The 20,335-nt window shown below is 41.0% G+C and carries 18 protein-coding genes; 5 read left to right on the top strand and 13 right to left on the bottom strand.

The annotated features are described in order from the left end of the window. Positions 1 to 2: 2 nt before the first annotated feature. The 6 genes from FZX13_RS05425 to FZX13_RS05400 are packed head-to-tail and all read right to left on the bottom strand — an operon-like array spanning position 3 to position 8,423. On the bottom strand, positions 3 to 566 hold the full coding sequence (locus FZX13_RS05425) for a hypothetical protein (RefSeq protein WP_226408009.1): 564 nt from the start codon (positions 564 to 566) through the stop codon (positions 3 to 5). After that, positions 545 to 1,267: a TIGR02466 family protein gene (locus FZX13_RS05420; protein ID WP_226408007.1), complete on the bottom strand. Its 723-nt coding sequence runs from the start codon at positions 1,265 to 1,267 to the stop codon at positions 545 to 547. Before FZX13_RS05420 ends, FZX13_RS05425 begins: the two co-directional genes overlap by 22 nt. Further along, positions 1,254 to 3,365, bottom strand: coding sequence for an ATP-binding cassette domain-containing protein (locus FZX13_RS05415; RefSeq protein ID WP_226408005.1), 2,112 nt, complete (start codon positions 3,363 to 3,365; stop codon positions 1,254 to 1,256). The genes FZX13_RS05420 and FZX13_RS05415 overlap by 14 nt, the downstream gene beginning before the upstream one ends. Beyond that, positions 3,362 to 5,581 carry a peptidase domain-containing ABC transporter gene (locus tag FZX13_RS05410; RefSeq protein WP_226408002.1) on the bottom strand — a complete coding sequence of 740 codons (2,220 nt, stop codon included), beginning with the start codon at positions 5,579 to 5,581 and terminating at the stop codon, positions 3,362 to 3,364. Before FZX13_RS05410 ends, FZX13_RS05415 begins: the two co-directional genes overlap by 4 nt. Further along, entirely contained in the window at positions 5,582 to 6,922 is a 1,341-nt protein-coding gene (locus FZX13_RS05405) for a hypothetical protein (RefSeq protein WP_226407988.1), read from the bottom strand. A 4-nt stretch (positions 6,923 to 6,926) separates the two neighbouring features. Beyond that, positions 6,927 to 8,423 carry a TolC family protein gene (locus FZX13_RS05400; protein WP_226407986.1) on the bottom strand — a complete coding sequence of 499 codons (1,497 nt, stop codon included), beginning with the start codon at positions 8,421 to 8,423 and terminating at the stop codon, positions 6,927 to 6,929. Positions 8,424 to 8,511: 88 nt separating this feature from the next. Between FZX13_RS05400 and FZX13_RS05395 the strand changes: the two genes are divergently transcribed. Further along, positions 8,512 to 9,456 carry a hypothetical protein gene (locus FZX13_RS05395; RefSeq protein ID WP_226407984.1) on the top strand — a complete coding sequence of 315 codons (945 nt, stop codon included), beginning with the start codon at positions 8,512 to 8,514 and terminating at the stop codon, positions 9,454 to 9,456. After that, complete coding sequence (locus FZX13_RS05390; RefSeq protein ID WP_226407982.1) at positions 9,453 to 12,539, top strand: DUF4135 domain-containing protein; 3,087 nt, start codon at positions 9,453 to 9,455, stop codon at positions 12,537 to 12,539. Before FZX13_RS05395 ends, FZX13_RS05390 begins: the two co-directional genes overlap by 4 nt. Before the next feature lie 45 nt (positions 12,540 to 12,584). Here the strand turns inward: FZX13_RS05390 and FZX13_RS05385 are convergent, their stop codons facing one another. Beyond that, complete coding sequence (locus FZX13_RS05385) at positions 12,585 to 12,830, bottom strand: Nif11-like leader peptide family natural product precursor (RefSeq protein ID WP_226407980.1); 246 nt, start codon at positions 12,828 to 12,830, stop codon at positions 12,585 to 12,587. 423 nt (positions 12,831 to 13,253) lie between these two features. Next, positions 13,254 to 13,889 (bottom strand): putative 2OG-Fe(II) oxygenase, encoded by a 636-nt coding sequence (locus tag FZX13_RS05380; RefSeq protein WP_226407978.1) that lies wholly within the window; start codon positions 13,887 to 13,889, stop codon positions 13,254 to 13,256. 80 nt (positions 13,890 to 13,969) lie between these two features. On the opposite strand from FZX13_RS05380, the gene FZX13_RS12945 reads away from it, so the two are divergent. Next, entirely contained in the window at positions 13,970 to 14,560 is a 591-nt protein-coding gene (locus FZX13_RS12945) for an aspartyl/asparaginyl beta-hydroxylase domain-containing protein (RefSeq protein ID WP_370630780.1), read from the top strand. Between the two features lie 10 nt (positions 14,561 to 14,570). Here the strand turns inward: FZX13_RS12945 and FZX13_RS05370 are convergent, their stop codons facing one another. Then, positions 14,571 to 15,266 carry a phytanoyl-CoA dioxygenase family protein gene (locus tag FZX13_RS05370; protein ID WP_226407976.1) on the bottom strand — a complete coding sequence of 232 codons (696 nt, stop codon included), beginning with the start codon at positions 15,264 to 15,266 and terminating at the stop codon, positions 14,571 to 14,573. A gap of 173 nt (positions 15,267 to 15,439) precedes the next feature. Here FZX13_RS05370 and FZX13_RS05365 point away from each other — a divergent pair, with 173 nt between their 5' ends. Continuing rightward, positions 15,440 to 16,162 carry a sulfotransferase gene (locus FZX13_RS05365; RefSeq protein WP_370630779.1) on the top strand — a complete coding sequence of 241 codons (723 nt, stop codon included), beginning with the start codon at positions 15,440 to 15,442 and terminating at the stop codon, positions 16,160 to 16,162. Between the two features lie 1,180 nt (positions 16,163 to 17,342). Here FZX13_RS05365 and FZX13_RS05360 read toward each other — a convergent pair. From FZX13_RS05360 to FZX13_RS05350, 3 genes are all read right to left on the bottom strand, one after another. Continuing rightward, a complete protein-coding gene (locus tag FZX13_RS05360) occupies positions 17,343 to 17,645 on the bottom strand; it encodes a hypothetical protein (protein ID WP_226407974.1) in 303 nt (100 codons plus the stop codon). Positions 17,646 to 17,840: 195 nt separating this feature from the next. Continuing rightward, positions 17,841 to 18,110, bottom strand: coding sequence for a hypothetical protein (locus FZX13_RS05355; RefSeq protein WP_226407972.1), 270 nt, complete (start codon positions 18,108 to 18,110; stop codon positions 17,841 to 17,843). 25 nt (positions 18,111 to 18,135) lie between these two features. Further along, positions 18,136 to 18,597, bottom strand: coding sequence for a L,D-transpeptidase (locus tag FZX13_RS05350; protein WP_115025387.1), 462 nt, complete (start codon positions 18,595 to 18,597; stop codon positions 18,136 to 18,138). Between the two features lie 85 nt (positions 18,598 to 18,682). Here FZX13_RS05350 and FZX13_RS05345 point away from each other — a divergent pair, with 85 nt between their 5' ends. Next, on the top strand, positions 18,683 to 19,846 hold the full coding sequence (locus FZX13_RS05345; protein ID WP_226407960.1) for a hypothetical protein: 1,164 nt from the start codon (positions 18,683 to 18,685) through the stop codon (positions 19,844 to 19,846). Between the two features lies 1 nt (position 19,847). On the opposite strand, the gene FZX13_RS05340 is transcribed toward FZX13_RS05345, so the two are convergent. Beyond that, the gene (locus FZX13_RS05340) at positions 19,848 to 20,321 is read right to left on the bottom strand and encodes a CBS domain-containing protein (RefSeq protein ID WP_115095309.1); all 474 of its coding nucleotides are present in this window, start codon (positions 20,319 to 20,321) and stop codon (positions 19,848 to 19,850) included. Between the last annotated feature and the right edge of the window lie 14 nt (positions 20,322 to 20,335).

Here is a 20,335-nt window from a genome sequence, read left to right as displayed (position 1 = left end):
CATTAATCGGATTTTAACTCGTTTTTCAATTCTCCTAAGGTCAGCATTGAACCCCAGCTTAAGATTGTCCTCTTTCCTTTTCCATAATTATGAACGGCATGAGGAATAGAAGTATTAATCAATGTTGGTTTGGTTAAACTAAACTGATCAATTACATCCAATTTGCCGTGAACGATTGCTATTTGATATTCTGGAACTGTTTCTATCTTGTTTCGAAAAGGTTGCGGATCACTGTAGAAATATGTTGTTGATTGTATATCACAATTGAGTATCGGTATATTAAGGGCTGAACGTCTACCTGCATCAATATGTATAGGCCATTGACTTGTTTCTTTCTTTCCCCCATCAATTGAAAAAATACTTACTTCTGAATTGAAAAATGGATAATTTCTGTGCAAGCTCGCCAGTTCATTGATACTTTCTACTTTTAAATAGTTGTTGGGCTGACCCCCATTTTGCAATAATAGTTTGGAATATATAGACTTGAAATCTATATTTGCGAGCTCATCATGATTTTCTAGCACATAATAGGTTGTCAAAATGATCAAGTTTGAAATGCCCGCCAATGATTAATTGATGGAGGAAGATTTTCAATTTGACCAGATCCTAAATCTGTTGAAGCTGTTAACGTAAAGTCAAAGGAGAAGGAAACTCTTTGTTTTTTACCTGTGTATTTTCGTACTTCATGCTTTATGGATGAAGGAAAAATAACAAGCAAGCCTGTGTATGGCTTAATACCATTCACGCAGAATTTATTTTTCCAAAAGTCAACACCTGTAGAATTTGAAGGAAGACCCAAATCAATGGGCGAATAAAAGATAAGTTCTCCACCACTTCCTTCTGGAACATCAAAATAATATACAGCGGAAAGATCCGAATTTGAGTGATGATGGGAATCAACACTTGTACCACTCTTAAGAAAGACAGGCCATGATTTTTGATGATAGACTTGTAATTTATCGGACATCTTTGAAAAGGAACGTAGATACTCAAGGACGGATATTTCAATCTCTTTGATTAATTCTTCGAATATATCTAGATTATGCATTGCCCCCATTCCCTCTACATCTCCCGTATAACTGGATGTAGTGCTGCTCTTAAAGTATCCATCTTGCATTTCTTCGAAGCTAGAAATGATTACTGATCGCGTTTCTTGTGACATTAAAATATCACGCTGGTAAATATTAATAGAAAAGAGTTGAAACGAATGCCCTTTCTTTTTTTGACAAAGCTCATCCGTGAGCCTTTTGAAATTAATTTTGGCCACTGATTTCTGCTTTTCCCCCCTTAATTTTATAAATTATATCAGCACTTCTGATTGTTGAAAGTCTATGAGCAACGCTTATTAGAGTAACTTTCTGGTCTATTAGATTACCAAGTAATGCTTCTTGCTGTCTTGGGTCCAATGCACTAGTGGCCTCGTCAAGGAGCAATATCTTAGGCCGACTGATTAAGGCTCTTGCGATGCATAGTCTTTGTTGCTGTCCTCCAGATAGCGATGATCCTCCGTTGGCAAGCACCGTGTGAAGTTTCATCGGCATTGCATGGACTTCATCTGCAATCTTGGCTTGCTCTAAAGCATGCCATACTTGATCTTCGCTGTATTCCAATCCACCACACATATTTTTGAAAATTGAGGCGGGGAAGAGTGTTAAATCTTGCATAACGACCCCAATATCGCGTCGGTAGCTTCTGATATTTATTTTTTTGATATCGACATGATCAATTAAAATCCTTCCTTCTGTTGGTTCTTCTAACCCAAGCAACAACCTGATTAAAGTCGATTTACCACATCCACTCTTGCCCGTAATGGCTGTGTATTTTCCCATCTCGAATTTGACTGATAAGTCATTAAATATATTTGAAAATCCTTCCTTATATCTGTAAGCGATTCCATCGAAAACTATAGCATCTTGGAGGTTATGTACTGTACTTGATTGCGAATAACCATCGTCGATTGCTGATGCGAACAATGGCTTTGCTCGATGCCATTGCACATATACTTCCGACAGAGATGACCCAAAAAGCAATGTGATCTGACTTATACCGGTCAGCAACCCTTCAAATGCCACTAAAAAGGTGATATAGGATCCAGTTATCTGAGTTAATTCGCTGGATAAAACTTGAGATGGATATAGATTTAACCTGAAATATATATAAAAGAAAAGCACAGATAGTGATAGCGATCTTGAAAAAGAAACGACATATGTTGCGGCATCTTCCCATGACTGAGACTTAAGATTGATGACTGCGAGCTCTTTAATCTCTGTCAACCATTTATAGATTAAGTTAAGTTCTCGCCCTGCAGATTTAAAGGGCGTTATGTTTAGAACTGCCTGGAGTGCAAAGTTGAGAGTATCAGCCTCTTGTTGATAGACTTGTAGTTGTAACTTGAATTTTTGATATATGATTAACGCAAGGCTTCCAATCAACAAACCAACAACCGGTAGACACAAAAGCGTAGCTATTGGAGCGCTTATCAGCATCACTATTAAATACAATACAGTAAAAATTGATGCTAAGAATGATTGAAGTACCGCTGCGGTCAGGATATTTCGTATTTTTGTGATGGCGTCAACACGTGAATTCAAGTCTCCCGTATTAAACTGGCTAATTAATGTTAGAGGCAATTTAACCAGGCGATCCCATAAAGCAACTTGAAGACTTAGGTCTGTGATTGTCTCTAACTTGATTAGCAATAAGTTCTGGATAAAGATGGAGAAGGAAGATATTCCAAGCACTAGTAAAAAACCTAGCGAGCAATTGAGAAGTAAACCTACTTCTGAATAAGGAATAATAACGTCAGTTAGTGGCCCCGTAAATAATGGTAGAAGCAAATACAAGCAGGTTGTAAATAGAGCGACAAACATCAACAATATTATTCTTCTGACTTGACCATTGAATGTGAACGTAAAAATCTCGAATATGTTTAAATTGGCATCTTTCAGGCTGCCGTACAGCTCAAATGCATTACTTATCTTTTGTCTTGCTGCTTCTATGTCCGATATGTAGCAATTGTTTTTGGCTGAATAGAATACCATCCTCTCTTCGCGCTCGAAGATGCAAATATAATCATTGTCGGTACAACCAATAGTAGATGGTATTGTTGTTTTGAAATCATAGCTTTCTAAGTTGACCTCTCTGTAAGTAAGATTGTTATTATCTAGAAAGTTTTTCAGTGGCTCACTTCTATTTACTTTGAATTTTGCATAATCTATGTGGTCCACTCCTTTAGACCTTAAGATTGTTGATACTGCTCTGACTGCCATAGACAAATAATTTTCTCCAGCCTGTTCAATATCAAATTTATTCGCAAGAGGCAATACTTTGCTAGATAGGTTCGGAGCTTCGCTTTGATATTTCATGACTGGATATCCTCCATTTTCAAAAGTTGAGCAAATTCGCTATCGGGTTTTTTCTTCAATTCATCCGGTGTCCCATTTTCGATAATCAAGCCTGACTTCAGGACGAAGACTCGATTGCTCATGACGGCAGATCGCAATCGATGAGCAGCTGACACGATTCCAATATCAAGCTGCCAAAGTTGATTTAACAATCTCTCTTCACTGGCTGCATCCAGCGAAGCTGTGGCTTCATCCAGCAGCAACCATTTCGGCTTTCTAATTAGTGCCCTTGTCAACTCCACCAGTTGTTTTTGACCGCCGCTAATATTGGAAGCACCATCTTTAATTACGTAATCCAATCCACCTGGCATGATGTTTATGAGTTCGTCCAAGCCAGTAATAGCAGCTGCTTCATGAATCTGCTGATCTTGAATGTTTTCAGAATTAAAAAGTGTAATATTATCCCTCAGGCTTGCATTAAATAGGTTCGAATGCTGTGTTACATAAGAGATATCATCTCGTAATTCGAATGCTGATTTTCCGCCCCATTTTTGCCCATCAATAACTAGCCTTCCATCTGTGTTCTCTAATAGACCGGATAGTAATTTCATCAAAGTACTTTTACCTGATCCACTTGGCCCAACAAAAGCTATCTTTTCAGTTGCATCTACAGTAAAATTAATGTCACTTAGTATATTTGGCAATGACTCTGCGTATCTAAATCCCAAATGATCCGCTTCAATTCTTGAATGATTGCTGGTTAATTTCCTGTCATTTGGCTTTCTATTTGCTTCGTCAATCTGTTGTTCTGATATTTGATTAATACATGTATTTGGATCATCACTATTTGCAATCAGGTCATTGTATCGTCCTAATGCTCCATCAAGAACCTGCAGCTTGCTATTGAACATGGATAAATCAGCCAATGGTGTAGTTACAATTGACACTAAGAATTGAATAGCCAGTAGACTTCCAACAGTCATGTTGTCGTATTTAATAACAAGTAGTGCTCCTACAGTGAATATACTAATGTTGATAACAAAAACTGAAAGTCTTGATATTATCGTTGACTGTGCTATTAACTTTGAAAGATTCTGCGTCTGCTCGATAGACTCAGTGTAAGAATTCAACCATCGTTCGAGAAAATCAAATTCGGCACCACATGCTTTCAATACCTGTATATTCGATATTCCTTGAAGAGTAATTGCAGTGGCTTGAGCTTTTACTATTGAATAGGTTACGTTTGCATCTAGACGGCTTCTCAGCATATATCTGAGCACAATGTAATTAATTATAATTATTCCGAGAAATATCATAGCAAGAATTGGGCTTGCCAGAGCAACAACCAGAATGACTAATAACGAATTGATAATTGATCCGATAAAATCTAATATGTTTCGGCAGATCATATTACTGATATCGAAGCAAAACATTGCTCTTTGGCTCAATTCACCCGCGAACCTTGTGTCATAAAATAGCAATGGAACAGATAATAGCTTTTGGGTCAGCTCATATCCGCTCTTCATCACCATCTTAAATTCAATTCTTCTTAGCACTAATGTGTTAAGTATCTGTATCAATACCAATGCTATTGCAGCAAGAATAATCATCCAAGATGTCCCAAGTGCAAGATCGATTGCACCATTGAGAAGAACATTGTCGACAAAATATGAAATTCCGCCTGCTATAAAAAGCATTGGAAGAAGTGTCGTTACTTTTAAGAAAGAAAAAATTGCAGTCTCGGCTTTTAAACTTCTTAAAAAGTCTGTGACCAACAATAAATTATTCTTTTCTTCTCCGTCTGCAATAAATTCCTTATCTGGAGTCAATTCAATGATGACGTTGCTAAAGCAGGCTTGAAAGAAACTCTCTTTCACACGATACCTACCATGAGCGGGATCACTAACGTAAGCAAATCCCTTATCGAATCCTTCTAGCACCATGAAGTGGGACTGCTTCCAAAAAATAATGCATGGATAGTTAGCAATTTCTTTTGCGACAAACAAATTTCCCTTAAATATCTTTGTGTTTAAGCCATTTTTTTCAGCCCCTTTTTTGATTAATTCAGCTGTAGCCCCATCCCGCGTGACGCACGTCTGAATCCTTAATAACTCCATTGAGACATACTTCCCAAAGTATTTGAGAATTGTGCACAATGAAGCAGCACCGCACTCAATACCTTCAAATTGGATTGTGCATTTTGTCTTAACTTTGTTTCTACTTAGTGTTGTATTCATCTACTTCCCCTGCTCGGACTTTGGTCTTGCTTCTTTAGGAGGAGCAGGTGTTAAGCCAAGGATATTCCGTAGGCCTGGCACAATCATCTCTATAGGAGTGATGGTACCAGTTATGACTTCCATATCAACTTTATCCCCGATTTCTATCGTCGGTGGTTTCTCACCTGGTGAAGCATTTGTCCATGTGTAGTTTCCATCTTTATTTTCTAAAAGTTCAACCTTGACCATCGTCGGCGATACAAAATTATATTCCAAGAATTCACTAAATCCGCTTAGACCGAGATAGGACTCGGCTTGCTTTGAGACAACAGATAAATTATCCCTTTGTACGACTCTTGCTTCTATTCCTCCATAGATTGTTCGAGGATAACCAGGAAGACTAATAAGCCCTCTATCATTTGTTTGCAAGGTGGATACATCTTTTGCGTTAAAGAATATAGGTATTTCCCGTGGCTTTGAGTTCGCATTCTTACTGTAACTTAGAACTAGATTTCCTGGAGATAAATAGTCTAATCTTGGAATTGATACCTGCTGTACAAAGATTGTTTCATTTGAATATAACAATGAGCTATTAACAAAATCATAAAATCTTGTCACAACTTGGCTATTTGCTTTGTCCAGATTTGTTTTGATCGACTGCAGTTCAGCATCTAATGATACTAGCTGAGTTTTAATTTCATCAGTGGCTTCCCTGTTCTCCAGCCCTACTAGCTTAGAGATTATCTTCGAACTCGATAAATGATCGAGATTAACTTGTAATTCAATTCGCTGATTTAACTGCTCGGTTAAATCATTTTTTAGTAGCTCATTTTTAGTCCTTTGCGCTTTATATTGTATATTTAATGCATCTCTATCTCCGATTGCAGATATTAATGCTGCTTTTTTGCTGCTTGATTCAGCATATGCCACCAATTGATATGGCTGTACTTCAATCGGAAATTCTTTGTTAAATGGTTTCTCTGCTGTTGTTATGGCATTACTCTTGGTTTCTATGTTGGCTAGTAATTCAAGCATATTCTCTGCAGTTTCCATTACATATTCTACATTAACTTTTGGTGCCAATGACTTCTCAATTTTCTGCAGTAACTTATTAAACTGTACAGCAGAATTTTGATTTTGTGCATTTTTTTCTAAAAACAGATATACTTTTCCGTAATCACTAGTTATAAAGCTAGACGTATTTCCAATTGCATAATATACGCCTTGACCAGTTACACGAATAGGCACTTTTGTGACTGTGGCCCATATTGCCAATGATATTGCAAACACAACTGATGAAATACCTGCAATCCTCCATGGAACAGTGAGGATATCTAGTTGTGTGTTTTCTGATCTAGGCATACGTCTAATTCTCTACTAGTAGTCTATCCAACCAGGCCTCGTCTGGCAACTGTGATGTGTAACGGTATAAATTTGCCAGCGCAATGTTGGTTAATCGAACTGCACCAATCCATTGCACGAGTGATTCGTAATGCAGATTATATGCTTGGACCAAAGTCGTTATGTCTTCAAGACCATATTGTGATCTTAATTTTAGCGCAGCTAGATTTCTCGAGGATGTAGTCATTGCTTTTTTTGCAATATCTATTGTATTTAAGCCTGTTTGATACTGGTAGTAATTTGATTTTGTTAATCCAATAAATGATATCTCTGCAGACTTCGCACTCTCTTTGAGTGACTCCCCTAGCATCCTCTTACTCCTGCTGTTAAAAAAAGAGGCGCCTCCATCAAATTTCCAATTAAACCCTATTCCGGCATAGTAACCTTTTTCATAGCTGTCGTAGCTATTTTCTGAAATGCTTGGATTTTTTATTGGAGCATCGTTGATTCCCCATGAGCTGCCATAGTACCAATTCAGATATAAATATATTTTTGGTATATATTTATTTTGCTCAGAGACTGCTGCCCATTCCATTGATTCCGCCTCATCGATATATGCTTTAGCAAGCTCATTATTTTCTTTTGACAATTCAATTGATTCATCCAGGTTATAACTGTATCCTTTTGGCTCTTTAAGAACTTCCTTGGGATAAACTAATTTGGAGCTTCCAATCCCAATCAAGGATGCTATCTGTGATGCGTATTTATCTAGCTCTCCCTCTGCTTTCAACTTTGAGTTTACGATATTGAGCAGTTGTGTCTGTGATTGCAGTAGTTTTGATATGTCGCTATAACCAATACTTACTTGTTCCTTCACGCCCTTTTCAGATTCTCTTACAGCAGCAATGAGCGGCTTTAATTCCTTTATTGTTTCTTGTTCTGCTTGAGCATTGATATAAGCGATTGTAATTTCTGCGATTAATTTTCTCGTGGAAAGTTTTAAAAGGTTCTCCTTTTGTTTGATCAATTCCCATTCGCTTTTAATCAATGGCGTCCTTGTTGCATCTACTATATTCCAATTGACATATAATTCTAAGCTTATATCTTGTTCTAATGAGAATAAATTGTATTCATTGAGTGAGGAATTACTCACGTAACCAGACTCTCCAGATAAAGCCGAATTTGGTTGAGTTACGATCAATTTTTGAGATGTTTTCTCATACGCTTGTGATAAAAAGGGCTCTCCCTCGAACTCCATTGTTGGCATCCATAGTGTCTTTGCTGCGTAAAATTTTTGTTTTTGTGCATTTATTTCAAACACCGATTGACGAATAATTGGATTTTTTGAAATTGCTGATTCTATGCACTCATCCAGGCTTATATATGAAATTCTCTCTTTAGGACTTTTCGCTTTGAGTTGATTGTCATCATATACTTCCGATGTTACCTCTAATGTTTTTAACTCGGTCAGACCTCTATATTCTTCGGCTCTTAATGGTTGATATTGCGCCGTGAGTACCAACAAAACTACAGCGAATTTAGTCCTTATTACCATATTGCTTAAGAACTTTTAACCAATGTAGCTCTTATATTATGGTTTCTCACGTCTGTTGCTTTTCTTCACGGCCATTGCTTCTATGTCTTCTCACCATCACATTACCCTTATTGATCCCAAAACCGATGGTCTCGAATATCTTTTTCCTTCCTCCTTAATTCATGCTTCTGCTCATACGACCAATCAACACAGTTACTTCGCGGCCATAGGTGCGATACCTTATGGGGCTTTTTGCTTTAATTATTCTCCTCCGCTGCTAGATACTGATTTACATATAGTCAATATACCTTTTCTTTCTGTTGCTTTTGCTTCACTATCAGGTTCAGTTTTAGAGCTTATTCTTGAATTTATCTCTTCCACTTTATCAATCGATAATCATTTGACTCTTTTTAACTTGTCTGTTTCGGATACTTTGAACGACGCTCTTGATTTTCGCGCTTTTAACTATACGCTTACAAAAAGCCGCTCAATCATTGAAGTGCGCTTGGATTTTAACAATTCAATTGATCACTGGCGCTTTTTGTGGAAACTATTTCAAAGAAATTATCAACAGCTTGAACAACAATATACATTTTCACTCACCACGGTCGCCTCTTGTCTTACACCTGATGCTGCAGAGTTATCCTCTTCATTGCTTCCTGATTGGGCCCATCCATTTAATCCAGGTTTTTTTTCACCTGCGGACAGTCCACTTAATTTAGTTCTTAAACTCTCCAATACACCGTTCGCATGGCTAAATTCGAGCTTAATAGATGATGTACTGCTATTCGAGAACCTGTGGTGTTTCCCCCATGAAAAATCCTCGTTATTTGCCTACAGTCTTCTTTATGCACTTTTCACTCGATTGAACGATTTTGATCTTTCCAGGCAGTTCCACAGTTGTATATTCAGCTATCGCGATGAGAACAAGGGTATGGCCAAGCTTTCAAAACGACTTCAGCCTTTTGTTACCAATACAACTACCATTCATCAGCTTAGTTTCAGGTACCTTGTTTCATGAATACTCAACTTTGGTATACCACTCGAAAACAAGTACTTAAATGTTCTACAGTTTTGTGTTGTCATCAACGTTTTGATGACTATCTTGCTCGCTCCTATTCTGCATTTGATAATTGTTCTTCGTACATCTCAAATCTTAGTCTTGATTTCCAAGACTCATCACATAAAGCAATCTCTGCACCGTACCCATTTACTAAGTATTCCCTAGCTTTTTTTAAGTCTACTTGCGAGATATCCAGAATTCCCTCCTATACTGATTCTGAGGTTGCATTCCATGATTTACTTCATCCTATTTGCACGCAATTAACATCTTCTTTCTTTAATCAGTATCATAGTAGCGCTTGGTTTTCAGAATATATTAAAATTGCCACCAAGGAACTTGTTACTGATCTATCGGAATGTTTATCACCTTCCTTATTCGATCTGTTCTCTGAATTTATTCCATTTGGTTTGCGGATTCAACGTTTTTATCAACATTCTTCAAATTCTTCTTCGCCTAGAAATCACTTTAACCTCTTTATTGAGAAGACTCTTTCTAACTGTTTTGCTGACTTAATAAAATCCTTTCCTGTTTCTATTTATTTGATAGGTCAGACTATTTATGCATGGCATCATCGCCATTATGAGCTTTTGGATCGTCTTCAGTTGCATTGTCAGCATCTCTTGGGTTCACCTTTCTCTAATCTGACGTCCCTTAGTTTTTCAGCAGATTTAAGTGGAGACAATCATAATTTCCACAGAAGAAGTTATGTCTTAGCTTTCTCGTTTCATTCAGATCGTATCGATCGAATTTGCTATAAACCACGGCCTCTTGATAATGACGTGTTCTTTTTTGAGGTCTGTGACCAATTTCTATCCAAATATATTGACTATCAACTCATTCTTCCTAGAGTCCATAATTTTGGTTCCTATGGCTTCACTGAGTATATTCCAAATTCTAAATCGTCGATGACTGATACCCATGACAGTTTAAGACGTGATGGTATTTGGCTTTTCATATTATGGTTATTTGGATTTACCGATTGCACGTTTGAAAATTTCATATTTGATGGCTCTCAACATGTCTTGATCGATTTTGAAACAGCATTTACTGGTTTCTTTTCTCCTCTCAAGACTCCTCTGTTATCTACATTCTTTTCTCCACGTGCTTTTCTTGCATTATCCTCTACTCGTACGACCTTATTACCACGCTGGGATTTATCCGTTGACGACCGCATTGGTATCGATGTAAGTTGTTTTGGTAATCGTCTAAATTCTTCGCTACTTAATACTCCACTTTGGTTTAACACTAACAACGACTATATGATTTATTATAGCAATTACATTGGCGAACTTGATATTACTTATGCTAATGATCTTTCCGATTCATTTATTCCAGCTCAAACCCGTTCGGATCTAATTATAGAAGGCTTTAGATATGCATCCTCTATTTTGCCTGGCCATTATAATTATCTTCTCGATTTAATTCAGGATAATTCATCTCTTAGCTCTCGTTTTATCTTTCGTGATACAGCTGCATACGCGCGCTTACTTCTAGATATTTTTTCTCCGTCCTCGCTCTCTTCCCCCTCCCATTTTTTACATTCGATCGACAAACTTGATCGAATTTTGCTTGACCATCCTTCTAGTGACTTTGTCCGTTGGATTGTTCCTGCTGAAAAATTACAACTATTCAATCTTGATATTCCATATTTTTCAACCGACATTAATGCAAACTCTCTTTCATGTTGTTTTGGTGATTTTCATGATTTTTCCTGTATCTTTAATAGTGGCTTATCGTTCGTTTCGCTAATAACGAAGTCTTCCTCGATCATTGACCTTCAACCACTTTTGATTGACTCCTCTCTTCATTCATCGTTTAGCAATCAACAATTTCATGTTTTATATTCACCATATGTGTCGACCTTCTGTAATTCTAATCTAGACTTCTTGTCTATCTGGTCGACTACTCTCAAATCATCATTCCTCCATTTCACTGATGTCGAGTCACCTTTTCTTCTGATCATTCAGTCTGGTCTTTCTCGCAAAGATGTCCAAATTGAAACTTTACGTCCTAATTTTCTTTCAGGTACTCTTGGTATCTATTATGCCGCCCTTGTATACTTTTTTCTTCATCCTCAGCCCCCTTCAACTATTGAAATTGAGGAGATTCGTCATCTGTATGGTAATTCTCTAGCTTCTTACCTTCCTCTTCCTTCCCTCAATTCGTCTAATTGTGGTTTAGGCGATCTTGCAGGTTTTTATTATGGCCTAAACCTTGTATCAAAGTTGGACGACGAACATATCCCTTACTCTTTTACTCCACTTGTCGACTCTATCAACCAATTTCAATCTCAGATAGCTCCTGATACTTTAAAATCCGATTTATTTTCTGGCATATCTGGTTTACTCGTGGCGTCCCTCTCTTGTCCTTCAGATTCGAATGACACTCATCTATTTAAGCTTTTGGATCTTTTATTGTCTTTCCAAACGTCTGACGGGTTTTTCCTCTCTCAGAGATCATCCTCTCAATATCTTCCACTTGGCATAGCTCATGGTATTCATGGTACCTTAATTTCACTTTTGCATTTTTATACTTTTAGACCATCTCTCGACTTAGCTAATTCCATTCATCGCCTTGTCTCTGCTTACAATTTAATCAACCTGGATCTTGATTATTCTTTCAATAGAAATTGCAGTTGGTGCTCTGGTCTCTCTGGTCATTTGATTGTTTTATCTTATCTTTCTCAAGTTTTCCCGGAATATCGGTTTAAAGGTGACCGAATACTCTCCACCCTTATGAGTTCTTGTCGTCTTGATGACAAAGCTGACCTATATTTTTGTTGTGGCTTGTCAGGCGTTTATGCTTCACTCCTTTACACCTCACTTCAGCACACAAATAGTTTGCCCCCCTCCTTTGACTCCTGGTTTTCCGGGCTTAATGATCATATCATCAACTCTTTTTCAACACGTTTGTCACTTTCAAGTTATGAGCTTATGAAGCCGTCGTTGTTAGATGGATTTTCTATCTTTCCACTCTTGGCATCAAATTCTATCAATCATCTCAATTTACTTGAGTCAATATTGTTATTTAAAAGTTGGTAATAAAAAGCCCCCATTTCTGGGGGACTAGATTTATTGTACTTCCAGTTAGTTTTTACAACAGGAGGAACTTTTGTTCGAATCGTTTTTACCACCTGCAACTGAACTGAGTTGCTCTTCTGACATCTCAGACATCCGACTTTTGTACGCCTGAATCAATTCTGCCTCTGTAATGCTGAAGCCTGATTCTGCTGCGACTTTGACAGCATCAGCAGCACTCGTTGCGCTGTTGACTTTGTTTCTCAGCTCTTCATTTTCTGAAAGAGCCTTGAAGAAATCATCAATGGCAGCCATGAAAATTTTGTATCTCACCATACCCTAGTCCTCAAATTAGTCTTTTTAGCTATCCTTCAAACTATTTTTATGATTATTGCTTGTCTACTGTTCTTGGTGTATTTAAATTCTAATTTTTTGTACAGCCTCACATCTATTTTAAACGTTTTCCCTCCTGAAACTGTACTGAGTTCCTTTTCTGACATTTGAGCCATGCGACTTCTATATGCCTGAATTACTCCAGCCTGCGTAATATTAACCCCTGCTTGAGCGGCTATTTTATAGCGTCGTTCGCACTCGTTGCACTATTATTAATATTCTCCCTCAGCCCCTCATTTTCTATAATAGCTTGTAAGAAGTCTTTAATGGTAGTCCTGTATTTTGAAAGCTTATTATCTTTTAGTCACTTCTTTCTTTCCCCCAATTTTATGACATTTTCGATTTTTACTCTCTTGTTTGTTTTACTTGCTCTCTCTCTTTCATCACTTCGATCATTGTATTGAAGGGCCTTTCAGGGTCAGTTGGTTTTTCTAACCACAGATTTGCAGCGATGCTTATTCGTGTTTTACCTTTCATCCAGCCCTCTACATAATGTGGCATCCTAGATTCAAACACTACCAAACTGTTTTTTCTAGGCCTTATTATTTCCGGTGTACCTAATTCTTTGCTCTTGCTGTTTCCACTATAAACGTCTTGTAATGCCCTCTTCGTGGCATTTTTGTATAGAACTAATTCTCCTCCTTCATCTGGGACTTCTAGGTAGTACACACTTGATAAGATTGGGTGTTTTATCAGTCCAGTTAGTTTTCTTAGTTCTTCATCACAGTCGTAATGTAATCCATGTTTTTTATCGATATTCACCCATATTTCTAGACCCGATTTTCTAGCAATCTTGACTTTGTAATTCGCCCTTATCGTCTCGTATATCCTCATCGCTATTTTGCCCATTGTTGTCTTATTCTCTTGCTCTAGATTTTTTATCTCAAGCCATAATGGATTTCTTTTCACTTTCCAGCCTTGAATTGCTTCTCCAGCTATTTCGCGCATCTCTTTTTCTGTAAATATTTTTTCGGCAACCATTGGGAATCTCATTTCCTTATATTAACTTTGCATTTCATCCTCGTTGGTATTTGTATGCTTTCGACATATGCTAGCGTCTTTTGTTTTCCTCCACTTACTTGGTCTCGTGTGCTGAGTATGCAGCCCAACTATTACGTCAAGAACTTCTGGCTGATCCCTCTTCTTTTAAATCGTATCGGTGGGATTCTGATTTTGCCCATGACCCGAATTGGTCTGTTGTTCCTCTCTATATGAATTACCAGTGGTGTTCTCAGGAAATGCATACCTTTACCCATCCGTTATCACCTTTCGGCAAGGGTTTGTTTGTGGAAAACCTTAATGCAACTGCTTTTGATCGATTTCCCAATGTTTTGTCTAGTCTTAACGAATTCATTAATACAAACCTGGTCAATTATATTGGCGTATCCTTACTGCCTCCTAACACTGTGCTTCATCCCCACAAGCATTCAAATCCCGGCAATCTTAAACTTCATTCCTGCGTTTTATCGCCAAGTTCTTGTGGGCTTTCTTACTCTGATGACTCACAAAGCTACCGACATGACTGGTCTTCGTCAGTTTCATCAGTTTATTTTGATGATAACTTCCTCCACTCTGCTTGGAATAACTCTTCTTCTAATCGATATATCTTGATCTTGGATTTCAATAAAACTCTTTTATCTTCATCTACCTAACCTTTTGCTTTCAATTTTCTGCCGGTTGAATTCTATGTTTACCTGACATATTTGTGTCCAAAAAATAACCTGGCTCTTTTAAGTCTCCTTGTCCGAATGAAGCGTATATAACTGGTCTTATTTCACAGGTCGATGTGTTGCTCCCTCCTCGGTGTATTATTCTGCTGTCGATAAATGTCAAGGACTTTGCTGGTACCTCTATTGTATTAATGTTCTCTACTTTTATTTCTTCTAGCCACTTTATATTTTTATGTGAGCCCTTAACTACTTGCAGTGCTCCACTCTCTTTTTTTGTTTTGTACAGATTCATGAATCCTGTTATCAAAACAGCATTTATCTCAGTGCTATCTCTATGCCAGCATTGTGCTTTGCATCCTGGAAAGCTTGTCAATGACGCAAATTCTCTTAGTTTTTGATTCTCAGGATTATTGTAATCTGCTCCCACTATTAATTCCGCATATTCTTTGATCCTTGTTATTGCCTTTAATGCCTCTGGTGTTTCTTGCATAAGCGTTTGCATTCTCAATTTCTTTTCCCATGTATCAACTCTATTTCTGTTCATGCCCTCGAGTATCTCTTCCATCAATTCTTCTTCATTTATTTCGCTCATTCCTTCTTCTATGCAGAGAACTCCATCCCTCTCGAAGCTATCCCTAAGTTTCTTTCTTTCGGCTTTTGTTATTTTCCTTTTGCTATGGCTGAGCACTTCATTTTTTTAACTCTTTTCATTTTACTATCTATTTTTATTTTGACAACCTCTTTTGAAGCCTGTTGTTTTCCTCGTCCAAATTTAAGCCTTTGTTTCGTGAGATACATCTCCATTTTTTCTTATTAATTTACCCTTAAATTTGCCGCCTATGTTGGTTGTTTTTGGTATTAATGGGTATTCCGTATTTTGTTGTTTATATGCTCCACAATTGGTCTAAGTGTTTTTGTATTGGCTCCTATAAGACTGGAACAACGAGTTTGCAGGCTGTGATGTCTGGCCTCGGTTTCTCTACAACTTCCAATACATTAGATACCTTTCGTGCTTCTCGTGATGCATTTAAAGGTAACTATCAACTGCTACGGACCGTTGTCGATAGGTTTGATTATATGGGTGATTCACCTTTTTGTTTGGGTTCCATTTATATCGTGCTAGACGCGCTCTTTCCTGCAAGCAAGTTTATCCTTACGGTTAGGGACGAAGAATCCTGGTTTCGTTCCTTTCGTTCTTTTCACAAATCCCGACTGTCTTCGCAGAATCTTAACGCATCCCGTGATGCCCTTTCTAGATGGGATTTTGGGTATCCTGGTTTTGCTGAAGATGTTTTGGAGTATGAATTTTTGAACAAACCCGATTATGATCGTTACCCTCCTGTTTCCAAGGCTTTTTGGTCTGGTTTTTCGTCTCGGGCTACCTTTGTTGAAAGATACCGTCATAGGAATTCTTCTATATTGAATTATTTCGCGAACCGACCTGAAGACCTGCTTGTCTTGGATCTTTCTAAAGAGAAAACAACTCGCAATATCCTTCTTTTTTTGGGCCTTCCCTTGATGCTCGAGACTGCAATGCCTCATCTGAATCAATTGCAAGCCTCTTTTAATTCTCTATCTAACTGATTTTACGGATAACTCCGACTCATATCCTTGTAGTCCAGGATATGGAAAAGCATCCTCTCCTCTTTGGGGCGGAGTGTTTCTCCTTCCAATCGAACTAGCTTTTGCTCTCTTGCCTTGATCGCGGTTTGCCACCTTCCTTTACTTCATTTGGATGAAAACCATGATCATTCCCTCGGTGGTATAAATTTGAATGGTTCATCCGAACCTTTTTGAAGATTGAGATTAAAGGTCTTTTTGCTTTCGCTTTAATGATTTTAATTAATTGTTCAAGCAGGTTCGCCTTCATGCTTATTCTCTATCTGATAATGAATATATAGAGCCTTGAACTTATATGTTCAGAGTGTTTTTGATTGTTCAGCTCTCAAGGATTTAGAGGTTTCTGTGATGAAGTTCTGCCCCCTTTAGCCTTAGCGTACGCTTGGATTTTTTGTTTTTTAGATGCCACCAGTTGCGCTCAGGTTAATCATCTTGGCGACGAGCAAAACCCAGGCAACCGATTGCAGCCACTTGGTTTTTGCAGTTCCCATGGCTTAATCGAGTGGGTTGTCCCATAGCGTCGGCTTGCCAAACTTCTGAAGCCGAGAGTTGGCATCCAGCTCCTTGCCGGTAAGCATGAGTGCATCACTTGGTTCCAAATGAAACGGGTCCAGCGTTCTGCTTTCTTCCCTTGATGTTTTGTCTCGAACTTGATCGGCGGGATATCACCTGCATCGTCGTCAAAGCGTGAGATCAGCGATACGGGTGTAATCACATCAACATCTCCGAGGAAGCGACCTTCGCCTTCTGGCTCGACAGGCTCAGTACCCAAAGAATTGGTGCAAACTCTTGGCAACGACCTGGTAGAGAGGGAGATGGGCCGGGTATCTAAAGAGAGGTAAAGCCTGGTTGCTTTAGTAGTAGTGCGCTACAGACTTCAACTTGTACGGTGCAGAGACCGTGCGCTGGAGGGTCGGGGGTGGTGCCTCGGCCTTTTTCTTTGGTCAGCCTGCCGAGGTTGGTCCAGAGGGCTCCACCACGATTGAGTGACATGGCACAACAAAGCCAGTTAATGCGCTGGGGTGATTGATGTGTGACCACGTCATGTGGTCACGTCGGAACTATGCCTCAAGACTCCTTGCACTGCCTTAGCTCCTACTGGGAGAACTTGTCGCAGCATCACTCTCCAAAGATCCTTACAGCTTCAAGTATTGGCTATACGGCGGCATCCAAGACCTTGAGGAGACAGTTTTGACCGAGCTGCTTTTGCGTTGGTATCTGGGGATGAGCCTTTCGTCAGATCGGGGCATAAAGCTTCCTGGAACAATCCTCCTCTCAGCTGAATTGCCTTGACGGCGATTGCCAATTCACACAGCTCTTTCTTGTTGTTTTTGCTTGGATGAGTGTTGAGCTTGAATTTGAACATCTCCTGGCCTTCCTTTTTCCAAGAGGCAAGTATTGCATTAGGCTCATTTGTCGCTTCTGGGTGATTTCTTTGGCTGCTCACAGTCAGGAATGAAGATTTTTTGTTGTTATGACGTCGATGGTTTTTGGGAGTTTGCTTTCGTATTCAAATAGTGTTTGAGAAGGTATTCCTGGAGCGCGCATAGACCAGGTTTGTTTCTGAATGCTTCGCAGAGTCCATTTTATTTCGCGGTCAATGTTGTGCCCTTTGTTTCTCCTCTTCGATCATCAAAAACGATCAGCGCTTGAACACGCCGTTGCAATCTCCAGGGGCGGGTTTCACAAAGCAGTGACCCTCTGGTGACCAATATCCAAGGGCCGGAAACGAAAGGCCTTGGGCCCGTGCTTCGGCGTTGACACCAGCAACACCTCGCGCCTGGATCAGCACGTTTCCGTCGCCATCGACAAGGTCAAGGAAGTCATTCTCTTTGGTTTCCTCCGTCGGGTTGGCATGCCCATACAGGGGAACAACCACAACCACACAAGCAATCAGTAGGAAGCGCAGCATCGAACTTGAAGGGGAATAAAGGAGATCAGTTGCTGGTGACGACCACAGGTGTGCCCACCTTGATCCGGTTGTACACCTGAATCACGTCGGTGTTCAGCATGCGGATGCAGCCAAGGCTGACTGCGGCTCTTAATTTCACCCAGTTGGGCCATGCGGTGCCGTGGATGGCGTATTCGCCTGTCCCGATCTGTACGTAAGCCACGTAGCGCACTCCCACGGGGTTCTTCGGACCGGGAGCAATGACCTTGCCTTTCTTGTGATAGACGGGCTGCGGGTCCATTTTGGTGACCGAATAGCTTCCCGCTGGAGTCGGTGATTCCGGTGCGCCGATCGCCACGGGGTATTTGCCAATCACCTTGCCGTCATCAAGGAGGGTGAGATATCGGTCTTTGAGGCTGATCTGGATGGAGGTTTCGGCTTGCGCCGGAACCACGGCCATCGCGCCAAGGCCCAACGCCGCCGTCAGGAGGAGTGAACGAAGCTGCATCGGTTTGCGCAACAGGCGATCGCAGGCATTTTGACCTATTCGAAAGGGGCTAGCGTCATCTCGTCGCTTTGCCCGTGTCTGAACGATGACCCGCTGCTCCTCAATCAGCCGTGTCTTGGCCGCTGGGGCCGCTGCTGTTGTGTCTGCCCTCGCGTTCAACATGCCCTCCAGGGCTGGCTTCACGGCCGAGCAGCTGGCCGGTTTTGAAGTCACCCATCTGCGTGGTGTGGTCAATGCCGTGCTGCCGAAGCAGAAGGTGATCGAGGTGATCGATCCAGAGGGTCATAAGGAAATCGTCACGGTCGGAATCGACATGGCGCCGCTTCTCCTTCGCAAGGGAGATCGCGTGGATGTTTCCGTGTTGGACGGCCTGGTGGTTGATCTAAATCTCAGCAAAGAAACAACGCTGAGCTTCAATCGCGAAGACATCTACATGCCAATGGACATGGGTCCCTTGAAGAAAGGCATGCGGGTGGCCCTGGCTTCAGGTACAGCAAGGGTGTTGAAGGTGTCGGCGACCGACCGCAGCCTGAGCCTGATGGGACCGCTCGGCGGCATCCACAACCTGGATGTTGTGATGCCCAGTGGCAGTGATCTCTTCCCTGCGCTTAAGGCAGGCGATCTGGTCGATTTCCGCTTGATTCAGCCCGTGGCCGTGGGCATTGATCGGGTCTCTTCACCCGTTCAAAAGGCAGGGTCGTCACAGAAACAACCCTTGTTGAGTGCCGTTCCTGCTCGCACCACCAGCTTGAAGGCCGAGCTGCTGGAGGCATTTGAGCTCTCGCAGGTGAAGGGAAAGCTGTTGCAGTTCAAGCCTGGCCAGAGGGTGATGGAAGTGCAGAGCCCCTACGGGCACAACCTATTGATCACCATGGGTGGTGAGCTCAAAACAGCCGGTCTCAGCAACGGTGATGAGGTCATCATCGACATCCTCGACGGGCTGGTGGTGGATCTGCGTAAAAGCTCAGTGAATACCCTCACGTTCACACGCCAAGACGTGATCTTGTCTGAGGATTTTGGTGAGGTGCGCAAAGGCGCCCGGGTGGCGATGGCAACCGGCACCGCTGAAGTTGTGAAAATCTCCGAACAAGACCATGAACTCAGCCTGAGGGGGCCTTTCGGAGGGGTCCACAACCTTGATGTTCGCAATGGGCTCAATGGCGATCCGCTCGCCCAGCTCAAGGTGGGTGACTTCGTCAGTTTCCGTTCGATTCAACCCATTGCGATCGGGATTCGGCCGGCCCTCTGATTCAGCCCGCGTTATGGGAGGCGAGGGCACGCACCACATCGCCTCGGGTGATCACGCCGACGGGACGTTGGTTCCCATCCAGGACGAACAGGCGTTGCGTTCCCCGTTCATGGAGCTGGGATGCTGCCTTTGGGAGCGCTAGGTCGGTCCCACAGCTATGGGAGTCCTTGCGCATGAGATCGCTCACGCTCGTGCCGAGGACTTGGTGCACTTGCTTGTCCCAATTCAGGGGATTGCGCAGGTAGATCACGCTGTCCAGCAGCATGACGTAAGGGCCGGCATCAACGCCACTCTCCCGAACCATCAGATCCTGCTCTGTCAGTTCGCCGATCAGACGCCCTTCCGTATCCACCACCGGCAAACCGCTGACGTGGTGGTCACTGATCATTTGGACAGCCTGCTGCAATGGGGTCTCGGGCGTGACAGTCAGAACGGGCTGCGTCATCACATCAGCCACCGTGAGCTGCAGGACCATGATCGGAGTTGAGC

The sequence above is a fragment of the Synechococcus sp. MU1625 genome (genome assembly GCF_020514205.1).
GTDB lineage: Bacteria > Cyanobacteriota > Cyanobacteriia > PCC-6307 > Cyanobiaceae > Parasynechococcus.
This window is presented reverse-complemented; position numbering and strand designations above follow the sequence as displayed.

What these genes read in the sequence shown, in the direction of transcription:
- FZX13_RS05415 (WP_226408005.1), bottom strand. Translation starts at nt 3,365, where the DNA reads ATGAAATATCAAAGCGAAGCTCCGAACCTATCTAGCAAAGTATTGCCT.
- FZX13_RS05410 (WP_226408002.1), bottom strand. Translation starts at nt 5,581, where the DNA reads ATGAATACAACACTAAGTAGAAACAAAGTTAAGACAAAATGCACAATC.
- FZX13_RS05405 (WP_226407988.1), bottom strand. Translation starts at nt 6,922, where the DNA reads ATGCCTAGATCAGAAAACACACAACTAGATATCCTCACTGTTCCATGG.
- FZX13_RS05390 (WP_226407982.1), top strand. Translation starts at nt 9,453, where the DNA reads ATGAATACTCAACTTTGGTATACCACTCGAAAACAAGTACTTAAATGT.
- FZX13_RS05385 (WP_226407980.1), bottom strand. Translation starts at nt 12,830, where the DNA reads ATGGCTGCCATTGATGATTTCTTCAAGGCTCTTTCAGAAAATGAAGAG.
- FZX13_RS05380 (WP_226407978.1), bottom strand. Translation starts at nt 13,889, where the DNA reads ATGGTTGCCGAAAAAATATTTACAGAAAAAGAGATGCGCGAAATAGCT.
- FZX13_RS05365 (WP_370630779.1), top strand. Translation starts at nt 15,440, where the DNA reads ATGGGTATTCCGTATTTTGTTGTTTATATGCTCCACAATTGGTCTAAG.
- FZX13_RS05355 (WP_226407972.1), bottom strand. Translation starts at nt 18,110, where the DNA reads ATGCTGCGCTTCCTACTGATTGCTTGTGTGGTTGTGGTTGTTCCCCTG.
- FZX13_RS05350 (WP_115025387.1), bottom strand. Translation starts at nt 18,597, where the DNA reads ATGCAGCTTCGTTCACTCCTCCTGACGGCGGCGTTGGGCCTTGGCGCG.
- FZX13_RS05345 (WP_226407960.1), top strand. Translation starts at nt 18,683, where the DNA reads ATGACCCGCTGCTCCTCAATCAGCCGTGTCTTGGCCGCTGGGGCCGCT.
- FZX13_RS05340 (WP_115095309.1), bottom strand. Translation starts at nt 20,321, where the DNA reads ATGGTCCTGCAGCTCACGGTGGCTGATGTGATGACGCAGCCCGTTCTG.